The organism is Dickeya zeae NCPPB 2538, assembly GCF_000406165.1.
GTDB lineage: Bacteria > Pseudomonadota > Gammaproteobacteria > Enterobacterales > Enterobacteriaceae > Dickeya > Dickeya zeae.
In genome coordinates, this window is record NZ_CM001977.1 from 1676844 (window position 1) to 1694672 (window position 17829).

Below are 17829 nucleotides of genomic sequence, written 5' to 3' on the forward strand. Positions count from 1 at the left end.
AGATGAAACCGGAGTCAGGCGCTCTGACGCAGTGGTTCAGGCTGACGGCGAATCAATGCCTGAAAGAAAAGGTGCAACGCTTCTTGTAGCCGCGTTTCCAGCACATCGTGGAAATGCGGAGTGCGATCGTAGTGACTTATCTGGCTGTCATCGGCAAATACGCCTTGCAGGATTTCCTGGGCTTTCAGCGCGTTTAACACTGGCTTGAGGCTGTAGTCCATCGCCAGCATGTGAGCGACGGAACCGGCGGTAGACAGTGGCAATACCACTTTATGTTCCAGTGCCCGCTCTGGCAGCAGGTCCAGCAAGGTTTTCAGCGCGCCGGAGAACGATGCTTTATAAATCGGGGTCGCGACCAGCACACCCTCGGCGCTGGCGAGTTGTTCGTTCAGGGTTTGCAACGGCGGGCTGTCGAAACGGGCATTGAGCAGGTCTTCCGGCGGGAAATTGTGCAGATGCCACGGCAACACCTCGACGCCTTTGGCTTCCAGCCATTTTCCAGCGTGGTGTAGTAAAGCCGTTGACCGGGAAGGGTAGCGGGGGCTTCCTGCCAGCGTGATAACGCGCATAGTGACTCCTTATATACCCGTCATACTTCAAGTTGCAGATGCGTTGGCTTTCTTACTCGGCCCATCCCTGGGCCTCGCCCTTTCAGGGCCGCAGCGAGCTGCGTTCAAATCTGCTCCCGGCAGATTTGTCACTCACCCCAGTCACTTACTAATGTAAGCTCCTGGGGATTCGCTGCGTCGCCGCCTTTCTGCAACTCGAATTATTTTGGGTATAACCAAATGGTATCGTTTTTTACAATTTAATAACCGTTTGGCTAGTCTGGCAGAGGAGGGAGAGGGTCGGAAAATGATTTATTGTGGAATGAAAAGTGAAAAAACGGATAAAAAAGCTCCAACCCAACAGCAAGAAAGGAAAACGATTGCGTTGTTGTGGTGTTTTTTAGCCCAGGTCAATTCCCTTTCGCCCGTTGATGGATGATAATACGCCCCCGGTTTATAACCGGGAATTCAGGAGAAGTCATGTATCCCCTCATTCGTAAAGCGTTATTCCAGCTCGACCCCGAACAGGCGCACGAGTTTACCCTGCATCAGTTGCGCCGTATCACCCACACCCCCTTTGAATGGCTGGTTCGTCAGTCAGTCCCTACCAAGCCGGTAACCTGCATGGGGCTGTCGTTTCGCAACCCGCTTGGGTTGGCCGCCGGGCTGGATAAAGACGGCGAGTGCATTGATGCGCTCGGCGCGATGGGGTTCGGCTTTATCGAAGTCGGCACCGTGACACCGCGTCCGCAACCGGGTAATGACAAGCCGCGCCTGTTTCGGGTGGTGGAGGCCGAAGGGCTTATCAACCGCATGGGGTTCAATAACCGTGGGGTCGATAATCTGGTGGAAAATGTCAAACAGTCGCGTTTTGGTGGCGTGTTGGGCATTAATATCGGCAAAAATAAAGACACGCCGGTAGAGCAGGGAAAAGAGGATTATCTGATCTGCATGGATAAGGTCTATTCCCATGCCGGTTATATCGCCATCAACATTTCCTCTCCCAATACACCGGGATTACGCACGCTCCAATATGGTGATGCGCTGGATGATTTGTTACAGGCTGTGAAAAATAAACAGACCGAGCTGCATGCCCGTTACCAAAAATATGTGCCGGTCGCGGTAAAAATTGCGCCAGATCTTTGTGAAGAAGAATTGATCCAAATTGCCGACAGTCTGGTGCGCCATAATATCGATGGTGTGATAGCCACCAATACCACGCTCGACAGACAATTGATTCAGGGATTGAACCATTGTGGTCAAACGGGTGGATTAAGTGGTCGACCGTTGCAACTGCGCAGCACCGAAGTCATTCGTCGGTTATCGCAGGAATTGCAGGGCCGATTGCCGATTATTGGCGTTGGGGGAATTGATTCTGTGGTCGCAGCCAGAGAAAAATTAGCGGCCGGGGCGACGCTGGTTCAGATTTATAGCGGATTTATTTATCGTGGACCGCGCCTGATTAAAGATATTGTTACCCACATCTGATTTTTCATTCCCGTTATCTGGCGTTGGGGGTTTATTTATCCCCCGCGCTGGTCTATATTTTCTTCGTTTGTGCAAAAATACAGCATCATCGTGCCTGATGGGTTATTTTTAACGCTATTGATGACACCGAATAGCCTATTGCTCAGAATAATTCGAGTCACAGGTAAGTTGATTGTAGTTAATTCATTCCGGTTGCTTACTGATTGGCGGCCGATTATTCATCCTGGCCTGTTTTCCGGGACTTTGGCATCAGTAAGGCATAAATAAAGGTAATGTGATGAAATTAACCCCTGATGATAGCTGGCGCTGGTATTTCGATACCGAGCAGGCGCGCCTGATGCTTGATCTGGCCAACGGCATGGTATTTCGTTCCCGTTTCTCTTCTTCAATGCTAACGCCGGATGCGTTTACGCCCAGCGTCTTCTGTGTTGAGGATGCCGCACTGTTTTTCACTTATCAGGAAAAATGCCAGACACTGGCATTATCAGCCGAAGCGCGGGCTGAACTGGTACTGAATGCGCTGGTAGCGAACCGTTTCCTGAAACCGATGATGCCGAAAAGCTGGCATTTCGTGGCGCAACCGCGGGCTCAGGCTGTGGTGCAAACCGGCGATCAGGTTAGCGTTCAGCTTAATGAGCGTCCGGAAACGGCGAATTTCATGGTGGTAGAGGCCGGTGATAAAGCCAGCCTGTGTGTGCTGGCACAAGGGCAATTGACGCTCAGCGGGAAAGCGATGCAACTGGGCGATGCCATCAAAATCATGCACGACCGTCTCAGCCCAGCGATGGAAGAAAACGACCAAACGTCGGCGCGTTACGCCTTTGCCGGTTGAGTATTGACGACGCGAGGCGTGTTGCCCCGCGCCATGCATAACCTGTCAGATTGATGCTACTGATCAGATTAATACCATTGATCAGGTTAACGTAATATCCCCAACCGGAATGCAACTGCACGCCAGTATGGTTCCGTCCTCTCCTCGCGCGCTGGCTTTCAGCGGCGACACGTTGCCGTCGTTGAGTGTCAGTCGGCAGCAACCGCACAACCCGGCCCGACATGAATAAGGAACGCGTATTCCTTGTTGTTCCAGCTGTTCCAATAGAATTTGCTGGTTGTTGCCGGTGAACTCTGTCCCTTGATAGGTAATTTGTACCGGTTTGGCGGCGCTGGGCGGCGGCGTCAGGCTTTCTGTGACGGCACCAGCCCCATAAGGCCGGGGAGGTTTAGTCGACAGTACTTCGACGCTGTCGCCTGCACGAATGATACCGCTATTGCGGGCGATAAGATTGAGGCCAAAATCGACATCGCCGTTTTCCGCCGTTCGGTATTGTTGCAGCGTTGCCAGCGGCTCGCCTGCCGGATGTTTGCGTCCACGTTCCGGACTCACGGTGGTCAGCACACAGCGGCTACAGGGTTTTGCCACATCAAACATCACTTCGCCGATACGCAGGGTCTGCCAACCGTCTTCAGCGAACGCTTCTGCACCACTGACCACCAGATTAGGGCGGAATTGCTCAATGCGGATACCGGCACCGCAACGGTGGCGTACATCGTTAAACGATGCGTCGTTGACAAGCAGGAAGGGATAACCGTCGGCAAATCCCAGCGGGATATCCGGGTGGCGTTTGACTCGGCGTGACAGCGCTGGCCCTTGCCAGCGCAGTTGTACCGGTCGTTGCAGATAACCGCTCAGCCACTGGTTGATGGCGTCGGGGGCGATCCGGGCCTGAAAATGATTACCCCAGACTTCTGTCGGCGCGGTGTCAGGGGCGAAATCGTCAACGCGCACCAGACAAGTCTGTCCATCCGGTGCGGACAGGAAAACCCCCTCGTGCGTCAGCACCGGTGTGAATAGCACCAGTTGTGGAAACTGGCGGGCAGTAATGAAGGTGCCATCGGGCTCGGTGATCATCAACATGCGGTCAAACGCCAGGCCGCTGGGGCTGACCATCGCCTGTGACAATTGCAGACCACGCATGGATTTAACCGGATGAACAAAAAGCCGACTTAACACAATCACGGTGAGGATTCCTTGCTGATGTAAAGCGGCAACTTTATGACAAGCCGCCGGGATTAGCTATAATGCGCCTCAATTTTCTTTATCGATGCCGGTTTTCTTTCCGGTGCGTTTTTTCGAGGACGTTTTCTTTCGTTGAGAACGTTCTTTTCAAGGTCGTCCTTTAGTGAAGGTAATCGTCGCGATATGAACTCTCTGTTTGCCAGCACGGCACGTGGTCTGGAAGAATTGTTAAAAAGTGAACTTGAAGCGCTGGGCGCGCAGCACTGCACGGTGGTGCAGGGCGGGGTGCACTTTCAGGGAGACGATCGGCTGCTGTACCAAAGCCTGATGTGGAGCCGACTGGCATCGCGCATCCTGCTGCCGCTCAACGAGTGTAAAGTCTATAGCGATCTGGACCTGTATCTGGGGGTGCAGGCGATAGACTGGAGTTCGGTGTTTGACGTCAATCATACCTTTGCCGTGCATTTTACCGGCACCAATGATGAGATTCGCAACACCCAGTACGGCGCGCTTAAGGTGAAAGACGCGATTGTCGACAGCTTTAGCCGTAAAACCGGCCAGCGCCCGGATGTTGCCCGCCAGCAGCCCGATATTCGTATTAATGTTTTTCTGCAACGCGAGAAGGCCAGCATCGCGCTGGATCTCAGCGGCGAGAGTCTGCATTTGCGCGGTTATCGTGACATGGCCGGACAAGCACCGCTCAAAGAAAACCTGGCCGCGGCGATTGTGCTGCGTTCCGGCTGGGAAACCGGTACGCCGATGGTGGACCCGATGTGTGGCTCCGGTACGCTGCTGATTGAAGCGGCGATGATGGCGGCCGATCGCGCTCCCGGCTTGCATCGCCAGCATTGGGGTTTTCTGGCCTGGCAAAAACATAACCCAACGCTGTGGAAAAGCATTACCACCGAGGCACAGGAGCGTGCCCGAGCGGGTTTGCAGGCCACCACTTCTCGTTTCTTCGGTTCCGATATTGACCGCCGTATGGTGGAGATAGCCAATAGCAACGCGCGCCGTGCTGGTGTCAGTTCCCTGATTCGGTTTGAAGCCCATGACGCTACACAGTTAAAGAACCCGTTGCCGCAAGGGCCGACGGGGACGGTGGTCAGCAACCCGCCTTACGGCGAACGTTTGGAGAGCGAACCGGCGCTGATTGCGTTGCACAATCTGCTCGGTCGCAAAATGAAAAGTGAGTTCGGCGGCTGGAAACTGTCGCTGTTTAGCGCTTCGCCAGAACTGCTCAGTTGCCTGCAACTGCGTGCTGATCGCCAGTTCAAAGCCAAAAACGGCCCGCTGGAGTGCGTGCAGAAGAATTACCAACTGGCGGCAAACGAAAATGGTGAGCCAACCACGGCCGCCTTTGCCGAGGATTTTGCCAACCGCCTGCGCAAGAATCTGCGTAAGTTGGAGAAATGGGCGCAGCAGCAGGGCATTGAGTGCTATCGCCTGTATGACGCCGACCTGCCGGAATATAACGTCGCGGTAGACCGTTACGGTGAGCGGGTGGTGATTCAGGAATACGCACCGCCGAAAAGCGTTGACGCCCAGAAAGCGCGCCAGCGCCTGTTTGATGTGATGAATGCCACCCTGAGCGTACTGGGGTTGCCCGCCAGTCATCTGATATTGAAAACCCGCGAGCGTCAGAAAGGCAAAAACCAGTACGAAAAGCTGGCGGAGAAAGGGGAGTTCCTGCAGGTATCGGAGTTCAACGCCAAACTGTGGGTTAACCTGACCGACTATCTGGACACTGGGCTGTTTCTCGACCACCGCATCGCGCGCCGTATGCTGGGCGAAATGAGTAACGGCAAGGATTTCCTCAACCTGTTCGCGTACACCGGCAGCGCCAGTGTGCACGCGGGGCTGGGCGGCGCACGCTCTACGACTACAGTGGATATGTCGCGTACATATCTGGAATGGGCGGAGAAAAACCTGCGTCTTAACGGTTTGACCGGTCGTCAGCACCGGCTGATCCACGCCGATTGCCTGGCATGGATGCGGGAAACCCACGAACAGTTTGACCTGATTTTTATCGACCCGCCGACCTTCTCCAACTCTAAACGGATGGACGAATCGTTTGATGTACAGCGTGACCACCTGATGCTGATGACTCAGCTCAAACGCCTGTTGCGCCCTCGTGGCACCATCCTGTTTTCTAACAACAAACGCGGATTCCAGATGGACAAGGCCGGGCTTGCCACGCTGGGACTGGAAGCGAAAGAAATTACTGCGCAAACACAGTCGCAGGATTTCGCCCGTAACCGTCAGATTCACAACTGCTGGCTGTTGAAACACGCCGGCGAGGAAAAATAACTACCATGTCATTGATCAGTTTATCCGGCGCCTGGCTATCGTTCAGCGATGCGCCGTTGTTGGACAACACCGAACTGCATATTGAAGACAACGAGCGCGTGTGTCTGGTTGGGCGCAACGGCGCTGGCAAATCCACCTTGCTGAAAATTCTGGCAAAAGAAATCCCGTTGGATGACGGTCGGCTGGTGTACGAGCAAGACCTGATCGTGGCGCGCTTGCAGCAGGATCCGCCGCGCGATATCGACGGCACGGTGTTTGATTTCGTGGCCGAGGGCGTCGCGGCGCAGGCGGAATACCTGAAAGCCTACCATGTCGCGTTGCGTCAGGTCGGGGAAGACCCCAGCGAGAAGAACCTGAATCAACTGGCGAAGATTCAGGACGTGCTGGATCACCAAGGGCTGTGGAAGCTGGAAGACCGTATCAACGAGGTGTTGGGCCAACTGGGGTTATCGGCGGATACGCCGTTGTCGGCGTTGTCCGGCGGTTGGCTGCGTAAAGCCGCGTTAGGGCGGGCGCTAGTCAGCGCGCCGCGGGTATTGTTGCTGGACGAACCCACCAACCACCTGGATATCGACACTATCGACTGGCTGGAAGGTTTCCTCAAAGCATTTTCCGGCAGCATTGTGTTTATTTCCCATGACCGATCGTTTATTCGCAACATGGCGACCCGTATTGTCGACCTGGATCGCGGCAAGATGGTGTCCTGGCCCGGTGATTACGACAAATATTTGCTGGGGAAAGAAGAGGCGCTGCGGGTGGAAGATCTGCAGAATGCTGAATTCGACCGCAAGCTGGCGCAGGAAGAAGTGTGGATTCGCCAGGGCATCAAAGCTCGTCGTACCCGCAATGAAGGCCGGGTGCGGGCGCTCAAGGCGATGCGACAAGAGCGTGCCGATCGCCGTGAAGTCATGGGTAGCGCCAAAATGCAGGTGGAAGAGGCAGCCCGCTCCGGCAAGATAGTCTTCGAACTGGAAGACGTACAGTATCAGGTTGACGGGAAAACACTGGTATCGGGCTTTTCTGCTCAGGTACAACGCGGCGATAAAATCGCGCTGGTCGGGCCGAATGGCTGCGGTAAAACCACGCTGTTAAAGTTGATGCTGGGTCAACTGGCACCGACATCCGGGCGCATTCACTGCGGCACCAAGCTGGAAGTGGCGTATTTCGATCAGCACCGTGCTGAGTTAGACCCGGAAAAAACGGTGATGGATAACCTCGCCGAAGGGAAACAGGATGTGATGGTCAATGGCCGTCCGCGCCATGTACTGGGTTATCTCCAGGACTTCCTGTTCCACCCGAAACGCGCCATGACACCGGTAAAAGCGCTGTCAGGTGGGGAGCGTAACCGTCTGTTACTGGCACGGTTATTCCTCAAACCCAGCAACCTGCTGATTCTCGACGAACCGACCAACGATCTGGACGTGGAAACGCTGGAATTGCTGGAAGAACTGTTGGAAAGTTATCAGGGAACCGTGCTGCTGGTCAGCCATGATCGCCAGTTCGTCGATAACTCGGTCACCGAGTGCTGGATTTTTGAAGGCAACGGCCTGATTGGCCGCTATGTCGGCGGGTATTATGATGCCCAACACCAGCGTGCGTCCTCTGCGCCGTTGCGAAGCGTTGCACCTGTAAAGAGTGCAGCGACAAAAGAAAACCTTGATAGCGAGAGCGCACAAAACGCACCGGCCGCACAGCCAGCTAAACGTAGCGGCGGCAAGCTCAGTTATAACCAACAGCGTGAGCTGGAGCAGTTGCCGCAACGTATTGAAGCGCTTGAGGGTGAGATAGCCTCGCTGCAACAGCAGATGAATGACCCGGCATTCTTTTCCCGATCGCATGATGAAACCCAGCCTGTGCTGGCAGCGTTGGCGCAAGCGGAACAGCAACTGGAAACCTGTTTTGAGCGCTGGGAAGCGCTTGAGGCACAGAAGAACGGCTAAAGCGTGGCGTTGTGCCGCTGTGCGTCATTTTTAACGCGGATGTTTTTTAACAGTTAATGTTTTTTTAGCGGTAATGTTTTTTAACGGCAATAGCCGGCGTGTTAAGGCGAGCGCCTCCGTCGCGTTAACACCCCGGCAAAACCCGTCCGGCAGTATGAGATTGTTTGTATCAGCCAGGCCACAGGAGGCGGCGAATGGGTGTGCATCACCACCACTATGACCGGCATATGCTGTGTCCGCATTGTGATCTGCTGGTCGAGTTGCCGACATTACAGGATGGTCAGCGGGCGGTGTGCCCGCGTTGTAAAACCGCGTTGTCCAGCCGTCAGCGCGAGCCGCGCTGGCGTCCGGCCAGTTTTGCGTTTAGCGCACTGATTATGCTGCTGTTATCCATGCTGTTTCCTTTCGTTTCGATGAGCGTGGCCGGTATTCGCAGTGAAATCACCTTACTGGAAATTCCCCGGGTGATGGTGGCGGAAAACTACGCCAGCATGGCGACGCTTTTTCTGCTGTTTTCCCAATTGGTTCCTGCCTGTTCGATGGCGATGATTCTGTTGCTGTGTCTGCGTGCGCCGTTACCTGATGGGGTGCGGCGTCTGTTTACCCGGCTGTTGTTCCAGCTAAAAAGTTGGGGCATGGCGGAAATCTTCCTGGCTGGCGTGCTGGTCAGCTTCGTCAAACTGATGTCATATGGTGATATTGGTATCGGTGCCAGTTTTATCCCGTATATCGTGTTCTGTCTGTTGCAACTGTTGGCGTTTCAGAGTCTGGATCGTCGATGGTTGTGGGATGACGTCGCCCCGCCGCCGCTAATGCCCGCCGGGCTGGAGGTCGGGCGTGGTGGACAAGAGCAGGGGGTGCGCTCCTGCCACTGTTGCAGTGCTATTTTGCCTGCCGGGGTGGTGCGCTGCCCTCGCTGCCATACGCCGGGTCACGTGCGGCGGCGTCACAGTTTGCAGTGGACGCTGGCGCTGTTGTTCACGTCGGTGTTGTTGTATGTCCCTGCTAACCTGATGCCGATTATGGTGACCGAAGCCCTGGGGCATAACGTCACCTCGACCATCATGTCCGGGGTTATCCTGCTGTGGGACTCCGGGTCGTGGCCGGTGGCGTTGGTGATTTTTGTCGCCAGTATCATGGTACCCACGCTGAAAATGCTGGCTATGGGGTGGCTGTGCTGGTGTGCGCATGGCTCGCGTCGCCATGATACCGAGCGTCTGCACCGGGTGTATGAGGTCGTGGAGTTTGTAGGGCGTTGGTCCATGATCGATGTGTTTGTTATCGCCGTACTGTCGGCGATGGTGCGTATGGGCCGACTGATGAGCATTTATCCGGCCATCGGCGCGGTGTTGTTTGCCACCGTGGTCATTCTGACCATGATTGCCGCAATGACCTTTGATCCCCGCCTGCTGTGGGATAGGCATCACGTGCAAGGAGAGGAGCATTCTGTTGACGAACACTAATCAAGGTATGGCGCAGATAGAGACTATCAAACGCTGGTCGCCGGTATGGATAGTGCCGATTGTGACCGTACTGATTGGCGCCTGGATTCTGTTTTATCACGTGAGTCATCAGGGGCCGGAAATTACGCTGATCACCAGCAATGCTGACGGAATCGAGCCGGGAAAAACGGCGATTAAAAGCCGCAGCGTGAACGTGGGCGTGGTGGAAGGGGTGAGGCTCAGCGAAGACTTGCACCAGGTGGAGATTAAGGCACGGTTAAACGATGGCATGGATAAACTGCTGAGCAAGGATTCGGCGTTTTGGGTCGTCAAGCCGCAGATAGGCCGTGAAGGCGTTTCCGGATTGGGAACGTTGCTGTCCGGCGCATTCATCCAGCTCCAGCCGGGTTCCAGCAAGGAAGACAGCCGTACGTTCAAACTACTGGATTCGCCACCGCTGGCGTCGCCTGATGCGAAAGGGATCCGCATTATCCTCAACAGTGCGCAGTCCGGGCAGTTGAGCGCAGGTGATCCGGTACTGTTTCGCGGCTATCGGGTCGGCTCGGTAGAAACCAGCCATTTTGATCCCGCTGCCAGAAAAATGCAGTATCAGCTGTTTGTCGCCTCACCTTATGACCAACTGGTGACATCGAATGTTCGTTTCTGGAAAGACAGCGGCGTGGCGCTCAATCTGTCGGCACAGGGAATGCGGGTGGAGATGGGATCGCTGAGTACATTATTAAGCGGTGGCGTCAGTTTTGATGTCCCCACGGGTTGGGATATCGGCAATCCAGCGCATGAGCGTGATGAATACCAACTGTTTGATAATCAAAACAGTATTCAGGATTCGCTTTACACCGAATACAAAGAGTATTTGCTGTTTTTCGACGAGTCGGTCCGCGGCTTGCAGGCTGGCGCGCCGGTCGAATTCCGTGGTATCCGGTTAGGGACCGTTACCGAAGTGCCATTCTTCCCTAGAAATATGTCGCAGCGTTTCGATAGCGATTATCGCATTCCGGTCCTGGTACGCATCGAGCCAGGGCGGCTTAAACCTGGTTTACGCGACCAGATCAACCTGGAACAAGAGTTAAGTAAAGGCGCTGACTCAGGGTTGCGCGCCTCCATGAAGACCGCCAATCTGTTGACCGGCGCGCTGTATGTGGATCTGGATTTTTACCCGCAACAGAAAGGCCGGATGACGTCGCTGGCGCAGGTGGATGGTTACCCGGTACTGCCGACGGTGAACGGTGGTCTGACGCAGATTCAGCAGAAACTGATGTCAGTACTGGATAAGATCAATGGCTTGCCGCTCAATCCGATGGTGGAACAGGCGACGAAAACCCTGACGGAGAGCCAGTCCACCCTGCGCGAATTGCAGAAAACGCTGGCGTCACTCAATAAACTGACCAGCAGCGATGCGATGCAGCAGTTACCCGCGGATATGCAGCGTACCTTGCGCGAGCTGAACAGTAGCCTGCAAGGAGTACAGCCTGGCTCACCGGCCTATAACCGCATGGTGGTCGATATGCAACGCCTTGATCAGACGTTGCGTGAGTTGCAGCCGCTGCTGCGAACCCTGAATGACAAGAGTAACGCGCTGATTTTCGAGGCACCGGGTGCCCGTGATCCACAACCGAAGAAGGCGAAACCATGATAAAGCAATGGCCGTTGTGGCTGGTGGTGTTGCTGGCTGCCTGTAGCAGCCCGCAGAAAGTCTATTATCAACTGCCTGTTACGACTCAGGGGACAACCAGCCTGTCGGCGACGCCAGCCGACAGTCGTCAGTTGTGGGTCGCGCCCGTTGTCCTGACCGATTCACTGGCTGGAAACGGCATCGTGTTCCAAACCTCAGCGGTGCGCTATACCATCGCCGCCAACAATCTGTGGGCCAGCCCATTGGATCAGCAACTGCAGCAGGCGTTGGCATCGTCGTTACGCGCTCGTCTGCCGGGGTGGAATGTGGCGACTGCCGGTGTTGCCAGCGCGGCGGCGTCCAGTTTGCAAATTAATGTGACGGCGTTTCAAGGGCGCTTTGACGGTAAAGCGGTTATCCAGGGGGATTGGGTGCTGCGTAGCAATAAGCGTATCGTGACCCAACCGTTTAGTTTTGAGGTGGCGCAAACCGAAGACGGTTATGACGCACTGGTCACTGCGCTTGGCAAAGGCTGGCAGCAGGTAGCGGAGCAGATTAGTCAGCGGCTATTAGCCGGGAATTGAGACTTATATGACATGAAACTCGGATGTCTTATACCGAGAGAGATTGAGTTATAGCAAATACCTCTGAATCCCGTTTTTGTGAGCATGATCGGGTTTCAGGGGTTTTGTTTGTGTCTCAGCCGGTTAGCGCGAAATGTGGTTTTATTCTACGGAAAATTCTTCATTCTGGTTCACAAATATGACAATGGCGTGAATTTTGCGCCTTGATCTTCGTCTCCCAAATGGCTATTCATAGAGTGTGGTTGCATGAAAAACGACCACTGTTTTCTTTCCACCAGAGTCGAAATGAGGGAAACAAGGCATGAAGAGACAGAAAAGAGATCGTCTGGCACGGGCGCATTCACGGGGCTACCAGGCTGGTATCATTGGCCGGTCCAAGGAGCTCTGTCCTTATCAATCTATCGATGCCCGGTCTAACTGGTTGGGAGGCTGGCGAGAAGCCATGGAGGACAGGGCGGTGATGGCCTGATCACGCCTTGTCAATCGAAAAGGGAACAACCTCCGCTGCGGCGGAGGTTTTCGTTTTAAGGCGTGGGTAATACAGTGCGCCGAATGGCGTCCCGTCAGCGAGCAAAACGGCTGTCTACCGCATCTGCCAGCATACTTAACAGCCGTTCGCTATCTTGCCAGCCGAGGCAGGCGTCGGTAATCGACTGACCATAGGTGAGCTGGTCTGGATGGCGTAGCGGTTGGGAGCCTTCTACCAGAAAACTCTCGGCCATCACGCCAGCAATCGCGCTGCCACCGTCACGGATCTGGTCACATATCGTCTGTGCCACCGTCAGTTGCCGCTGGAACTGTTTCTGGCTGTTACCGTGGCTGAAGTCCACCACCAGCCGTTCCGGTAGGGAGAATTCCCGCAGCGCGTTACAGGCGGCGGCAATGTGTTCCGCTTCGTAATTGGGGGCTTTGCCGCCACGCAGAATAATATGCCCGAATGGGTTGCCATGGGTCTGGTACACCGTCATACGGCCGTGTTCATCCGGTGATAAAAGCATATGACGTGCGCGCGCGGCACGGATAGCGTCAATCGCGATACGGACGTTGCCGTCGGTACCGTTTTTGAACCCCACCGGACAAGAAAGCGCGGAGGCCATTTCCCGATGAATTTGGCTCTCGGTCGTGCGTGCGCCGATGGCTCCCCAACTGATGGTATCGGCAATGTACTGCCCGGTGACGATATCCAGAAACTCGGTGGCGGTTGGCAGCCCAAGCGCGTTGATATCCAGCAGCAACTGGCGCGCCTGCGTCAATCCTTCATTGATCAGGAAGCTGCCATTAAGCTGTGGATCAGCTATCAGCCCTTTCCAGCCCACCACGGTGCGTGGTTTTTCGAAGTAGGTCCGCATGACAATCTCCAGCCGGTGCTGGTATCGCGTCCGTAATGCGGCTAAACGTTGGGCATACTCTCTGGCGCTATCAATATGGTGAATGGAACATGGGCCAATGATCACCAGCAAACGGCGATCTTGCCCGGAAATAATACGTTCTATGCGTGCACGTGAGGCGATGACGGTGTCGGCGATATCCGGTATGAGCGGAAGCGCGGTCAACAGTTCATGGGGCGTCATCAGACTGGCAAGTCGTTCACTGCGCCGCTGATCAGTTAGTTGCATGTGTAATCTCTAAATGTCCGTGAAATTTATCGTATCGATCCTTGTCGGCCTGGTTGACTTGCGGGGAGGTGGCTGTAAAACCACCTATACGCCTGCAGGAAAGCCTGACCGCGATGACCGTAGTTTATCACAGGAGATTTTCTACTCCGCTGGATGAGATCAATTAATACATACGTCGATTTATGCCCATCAGGTCAATAATTCTGGCTGAAATTTCTTCTACCGAATAGTTGGTGGTGTTGATGTAGCGAATCTGGTGACGACGGAACAGCGATTCCACTTCGCTCAGCTCCATACGGCATTGCCGCAGGGAGGCGTACCGGCTGTTGCCGCGTCGTTCTTCACGAATGGCGGTGAGGCGCTCGGCGTCAATGGTTAACCCGAACAGTTTTTGCTGATAAGGCTTGAGCGCGTCCGGTAATAACAGGTTGTCCATGTCGTCGGCGGTGAAAGGGTAGTTGGCGGCGCGAATGCCGAATTGCATCGCCAGATACAGGCTGGTGGGAGTTTTGCCGCAACGGGAGACACCCAACAGAATCACCTGTGCCTGATCGAGATTACGCAATGAAATGCCATCATCATGCGCCAGCGTATAATCGATGGCCGCGATGCGGGCGTCATATTTGATCAGGTTATTGGCGGTTAACCCGTGGGTGCGATTGGCGACCGGCGTTGGTGAAACGCCCAGCTCCTGCTGTAGCGGTGCGACCAGCGCCTGCACGATATCCTGGCAGAATCCTTCGCTACCGACGATGATGTCACGGATGGCGGGCGTCACAATCGAATAGAATACCAGTGGGCGCACGCCGCTTTGATGGTATAAGCTATTAATCTGATCGCGAACGGCGGCGGCCCGGGTTTCATTATCGACAAACGGCAGGGTGTAGCTGGTGGTGCCGACCGGAAACTGGGACATGACCGCATGGCCTAACACTTCTGCGGTAATGGCCGTGCCGTCGGATACATAAAATACGCTTCTTTCCATACTGACTCCTTAAATGCCCTCGCTGGCTATCATATACTCGTCATACTTCAAGTTGCAGGTGCGTTGGCTTTATTACTCGGCCCATTCCTAGGCCTCGCCCTTTCAGGGCCGCAGCAAGCTGCGTTCAAATCTGCTCCTGGCAGATTTGTCGTTCACCCGAATCACTTACCTGAGTAAGCTCATCGGGACTCACTCTCTAGCCGCATTACAAGGCTCTAATGAGCCTTGCCCTGAAGGGCCAACGCGTTGCGTTGTTCAACACGCATGCGTGTTGTCCTGCAACTCGAATTATTTTGGGTATAAGGCTTTTGTGCCGAAAATCAGGTGTTTCCTGACTTTTTTGTTGAAACGGCATTTCATTATCCTCATGATTACGATGATATTATTTCACAATATTGGGATTTTTCTGACTTTTAGCAATCTCAATCCGTGAATTCCTTTTTTTTCACCTGGTTGATCGATTCACCTTTCCGTCCTTTTTAAAACCCTGTGCTACGCTGATAAAGCCGAAACTCATTCACGGCGAAATATTTCACACCCTATTTCTTTACATCCTAACTGTATGCAAAAAGGATTATTTTCGATGTCTAACAACGGCCCTGATATGCGTAATGTCCTGTGGTATAACCAGCTTGGTATGCACGACGTTGAGCGGGTGGGAGGCAAAAATGCCTCGCTGGGGGAAATGATCACGAATCTGTCGGAACTAGGGGTGTCGGTTCCGAATGGTTTTGCGACCACTGCCCAGGCGTTTAATGACTTTCTGAACCAAAGCGGTATCAATCAGCGCATCTATGAGCTGTTGGATCGTACCGATGCCGATGACGTCAGTCAGTTGGCTAAAGCCGGTGCACAGATTCGTCAGTGGATTATTGATACGCCATTCCAGCCGGAACTGGAGCAGGCTATCCGTAGCGCCTATCAGCAACTGGCGGATGGCGAACCGGAAGCATCCTTTGCGGTGCGCTCGTCGGCAACGGCGGAAGACATGCCGGATGCGTCCTTCGCAGGTCAGCAGGAAACCTTTCTTAACGTACAGGGTATCGACGCCGTGATGGTGGCGGTGAAGCACGTGTTTGCCTCACTGTTTAATGATCGCGCCATCTCTTATCGCGTGCATCAGGGCTATGATCACCGTGGCGTGGCGTTATCCGCCGGGGTTCAGCGCATGGTGCGTTCGGATCTGGCGGCTTCTGGCGTGATGTTTACGTTGGATACCGAATCGGGTTTCGATCAGGTGGTATTTATTACCGCAGCCTGGGGCCTGGGTGAAATGGTGGTACAGGGGGCGGTGAACCCGGATGAGTTTTATGTGCATAAGCCGACGCTGCTGAGCGGTAAACCGTCGATTGTGCGCCGCAATATGGGCTCGAAGAAAATCCGCATGGTGTATGCCGCGACGCAAGAGCACGGCAAACAAGTGCGGGTGGAAGACGTAGAAGAAGCACAGCGTACCCGGTTTTGTCTGAGTGATGACGAAGTGCAGGCGCTGGCGCATCAGGCGCTGTTGATCGAAAAACACTATGGCCGCCCCATGGACATCGAGTGGGCCAAAGACGGTCATACCGGCAAGCTGTACATTGTGCAGGCACGACCGGAAACAGTACGTTCCAACGGTCAGGTGATGGAGCGTTATCATCTGCCAGCGGGCGGCAAGGTGTTGGTGGAAGGGCGTGCTATCGGCCATCGCATCGGTGCCGGTGAAGTGAAAATCGTCCATGACATCAGTGAAATGCATCGGGTAAATGCGGGTGATGTGCTGGTGACCGACATGACCGACCCTGACTGGGAACCGATCATGAAAAAAGCGGCGGCTATCGTCACCAACCGTGGCGGGCGTACCTGCCATGCGGCGATTATCGCCCGTGAACTGGGTATTCCGGCGGTGGTGGGATGCGGCGATGCTACTGAACGTTTGCAGAACGGCCAAAAAGTCACCGTGTCCTGTGCTGAAGGCGATACCGGCTATGTCTATCAGGACTTGCTGGACTTCACCGTGAAAAGCTCACAGGTGGATGCCATGCCGTCGCTGCCGCTGAAAATCATGATGAACGTCGGTAACCCGGACCGGGCATTCGACTTCGCCTGCCTGCCCAATGAAGGGGTCGGGTTGGCGCGTCTTGAGTTCATCATCAACCGGATGATTGGGGTTCACCCGCGCGCGTTGCTGGAGTTTGAGCAGCAAACGCCGGAATTGCAGCGTGAAATCCGTACCCTGATGCAGGGGTATGACGATCCGGTAGAGTTTTATATCGAACGTCTGAAAGAGGGCATTGCCACGCTGGCGTCAGCGTTCTGGCCGAAGCGCGTGATCGTGCGTTTGTCCGACTTCAAATCCAACGAGTACGCCAACCTGCTGGGTGGCACCCGCTACGAGCCGGAAGAAGAAAACCCGATGCTGGGCTTCCGTGGCGCAGGTCGTTATGTCTCGCCGAATTTCCGTGCCTGCTTTGCGCTGGAATGTGAAGCGGTGAAACGGGTCCGCAACGGCATGGGGCTGACCAACGTCGAGGTGATGATTCCGTTTGTACGCACCGTGGCGCAAGCAGAGGCCGTGGTGGCGGAGCTGGCGAATCAAGGGCTGAAACGTGGCGAGAATGGCCTGAAAATCATCATGATGTGTGAAATCCCGTCTAACGCGTTGTTAGCGGATGAGTTCCTGAAACACTTTGATGGTTTCTCTATCGGCTCGAACGACATGACCCAGCTTACGTTGGGGCTGGACCGCGACTCGGGTGTCGTCTCCGAATTGTTTGACGAACGCAATGACGCGGTGAAGGCGTTGCTGGCAATGGCGATCCGTGCTGCGAAAAAACAAGGCAAATACGTTGGAATCTGTGGTCAGGGGCCGTCTGACCATGAGGATTTCGCGGCCTGGCTGATGGATGAAGGCATCGATAGCCTGTCGCTGAACCCGGATACCGTGGTGCAGACCTGGCTGAGCCTGGCTGAGAAACGCTAACGCTTGATCTGATTGTTCGACTATACCTAACCGCCCGGCGCAGATGCCGGGCGGTTTTTTTTATGTCTGTAGACGGTATTGGTAGCAAGGTTCGGATAAAAAAAATGCCCACCTCGGGGGATGGGCAAAGACTACACACAGCAATTCGTTACTAGCTCTGACGAGGAGAAACCTCACTGACAAACATTACGTTAACAATAGCTCCGGGTATGAATACTAGGTTTTGGGCCGAGTTGAGTCATTAGGAATCATCCTAATGGTTAATTATTTTTGAATTATTGATTTGCGGTAAAAGTGTTTTTCTCAG

13 protein-coding genes and 1 other RNA gene are annotated in these 17829 nt (G+C 54.5%); 9 read left to right on the forward strand and 5 right to left on the reverse strand.

Going from position 1 to position 17829, the window contains the following annotated elements:
* Positions 1–14 precede the first annotated feature (14 nt).
* Complete coding sequence (gene ssuE / locus DZE2538_RS07350; protein WP_038915983.1) at positions 15–569, reverse strand: NADPH-dependent FMN reductase; 555 nt, start codon at positions 567–569, stop codon at positions 15–17.
* Between the two features lie 459 nt (positions 570–1028).
* On the opposite strand from ssuE, the gene pyrD reads away from it, so the two are divergent.
* Both pyrD and DZE2538_RS07360 read left to right on the forward strand, forming a co-directional pair.
* On the forward strand, positions 1029–2036 hold the full coding sequence (gene pyrD / locus DZE2538_RS07355) for a quinone-dependent dihydroorotate dehydrogenase (RefSeq protein ID WP_023640106.1): 1008 nt from the start codon (positions 1029–1031) through the stop codon (positions 2034–2036).
* A 277-nt stretch (positions 2037–2313) separates the two neighbouring features.
* A complete protein-coding gene (locus DZE2538_RS07360) occupies positions 2314–2868 on the forward strand; it encodes a cell division protein ZapC (RefSeq protein ID WP_038915984.1) in 555 nt (184 codons plus the stop codon).
* An 81-nt stretch (positions 2869–2949) separates the two neighbouring features.
* Here the strand turns inward: DZE2538_RS07360 and DZE2538_RS07365 are convergent, their stop codons facing one another.
* Positions 2950–4053 (reverse strand): YcbX family protein, encoded by a 1104-nt coding sequence (locus tag DZE2538_RS07365; protein ID WP_038915986.1) that lies wholly within the window; start codon positions 4051–4053, stop codon positions 2950–2952.
* Positions 4054–4236: 183 nt separating this feature from the next.
* On the opposite strand from DZE2538_RS07365, the gene rlmKL reads away from it, so the two are divergent.
* The 6 genes from rlmKL to rmf all read left to right on the forward strand — a co-directional run bounded on the left by rlmKL (position 4237) and on the right by rmf (position 12428).
* Entirely contained in the window at positions 4237–6360 is a 2124-nt protein-coding gene (rlmKL, locus tag DZE2538_RS07370; RefSeq protein ID WP_038915987.1) for a bifunctional 23S rRNA (guanine(2069)-N(7))-methyltransferase RlmK/23S rRNA (guanine(2445)-N(2))-methyltransferase RlmL, read from the forward strand.
* A gap of 5 nt (positions 6361–6365) precedes the next feature.
* Positions 6366–8300 (forward strand): ABC transporter ATP-binding protein, encoded by a 1935-nt coding sequence (locus DZE2538_RS07375; RefSeq protein WP_038915988.1) that lies wholly within the window; start codon positions 6366–6368, stop codon positions 8298–8300.
* Between the two features lie 194 nt (positions 8301–8494).
* On the forward strand, positions 8495–9763 hold the full coding sequence (pqiA, locus tag DZE2538_RS07380; RefSeq protein WP_019846471.1) for a membrane integrity-associated transporter subunit PqiA: 1269 nt from the start codon (positions 8495–8497) through the stop codon (positions 9761–9763).
* Between the two features lie 7 nt (positions 9764–9770).
* A complete protein-coding gene (gene pqiB / locus DZE2538_RS07385) occupies positions 9771–11396 on the forward strand; it encodes an intermembrane transport protein PqiB (protein ID WP_033581204.1) in 1626 nt (541 codons plus the stop codon).
* Entirely contained in the window at positions 11393–11959 is a 567-nt protein-coding gene (gene pqiC / locus DZE2538_RS07390; RefSeq protein WP_038915989.1) for a membrane integrity-associated transporter subunit PqiC, read from the forward strand. Before pqiB ends, pqiC begins: the two co-directional genes overlap by 4 nt.
* 301 nt (positions 11960–12260) lie before the next feature.
* Positions 12261–12428, forward strand: a complete 168-nt coding sequence (gene rmf / locus DZE2538_RS07395) for a ribosome modulation factor (RefSeq protein ID WP_012884340.1) — start codon at positions 12261–12263, stop codon at positions 12426–12428.
* A gap of 94 nt (positions 12429–12522) precedes the next feature.
* Here rmf and DZE2538_RS07400 read toward each other — a convergent pair whose 3' ends face one another.
* Both DZE2538_RS07400 and ppsR read right to left on the reverse strand, forming a co-directional pair.
* Positions 12523–13575 (reverse strand): 3-deoxy-7-phosphoheptulonate synthase, encoded by a 1053-nt coding sequence (locus tag DZE2538_RS07400; RefSeq protein WP_038915990.1) that lies wholly within the window; start codon positions 13573–13575, stop codon positions 12523–12525.
* Positions 13576–13738: 163 nt separating this feature from the next.
* Complete coding sequence (gene ppsR, locus DZE2538_RS07405; protein WP_026358119.1) at positions 13739–14560, reverse strand: posphoenolpyruvate synthetase regulatory kinase/phosphorylase PpsR; 822 nt, start codon at positions 14558–14560, stop codon at positions 13739–13741.
* Between the two features lie 583 nt (positions 14561–15143).
* Between ppsR and ppsA the strand changes: the two genes are divergently transcribed.
* Positions 15144–17522 carry a phosphoenolpyruvate synthase gene (gene ppsA, locus DZE2538_RS07410; RefSeq protein ID WP_023640097.1) on the forward strand — a complete coding sequence of 793 codons (2379 nt, stop codon included), beginning with the start codon at positions 15144–15146 and terminating at the stop codon, positions 17520–17522.
* A 96-nt stretch (positions 17523–17618) separates the two neighbouring features.
* Here ppsA and rprA read toward each other — a convergent pair.
* Positions 17619–17729, reverse strand: an RNA gene (gene rprA / locus DZE2538_RS20265) — antisense sRNA RprA.
* Between the last annotated feature and the right edge of the window lie 100 nt (positions 17730–17829).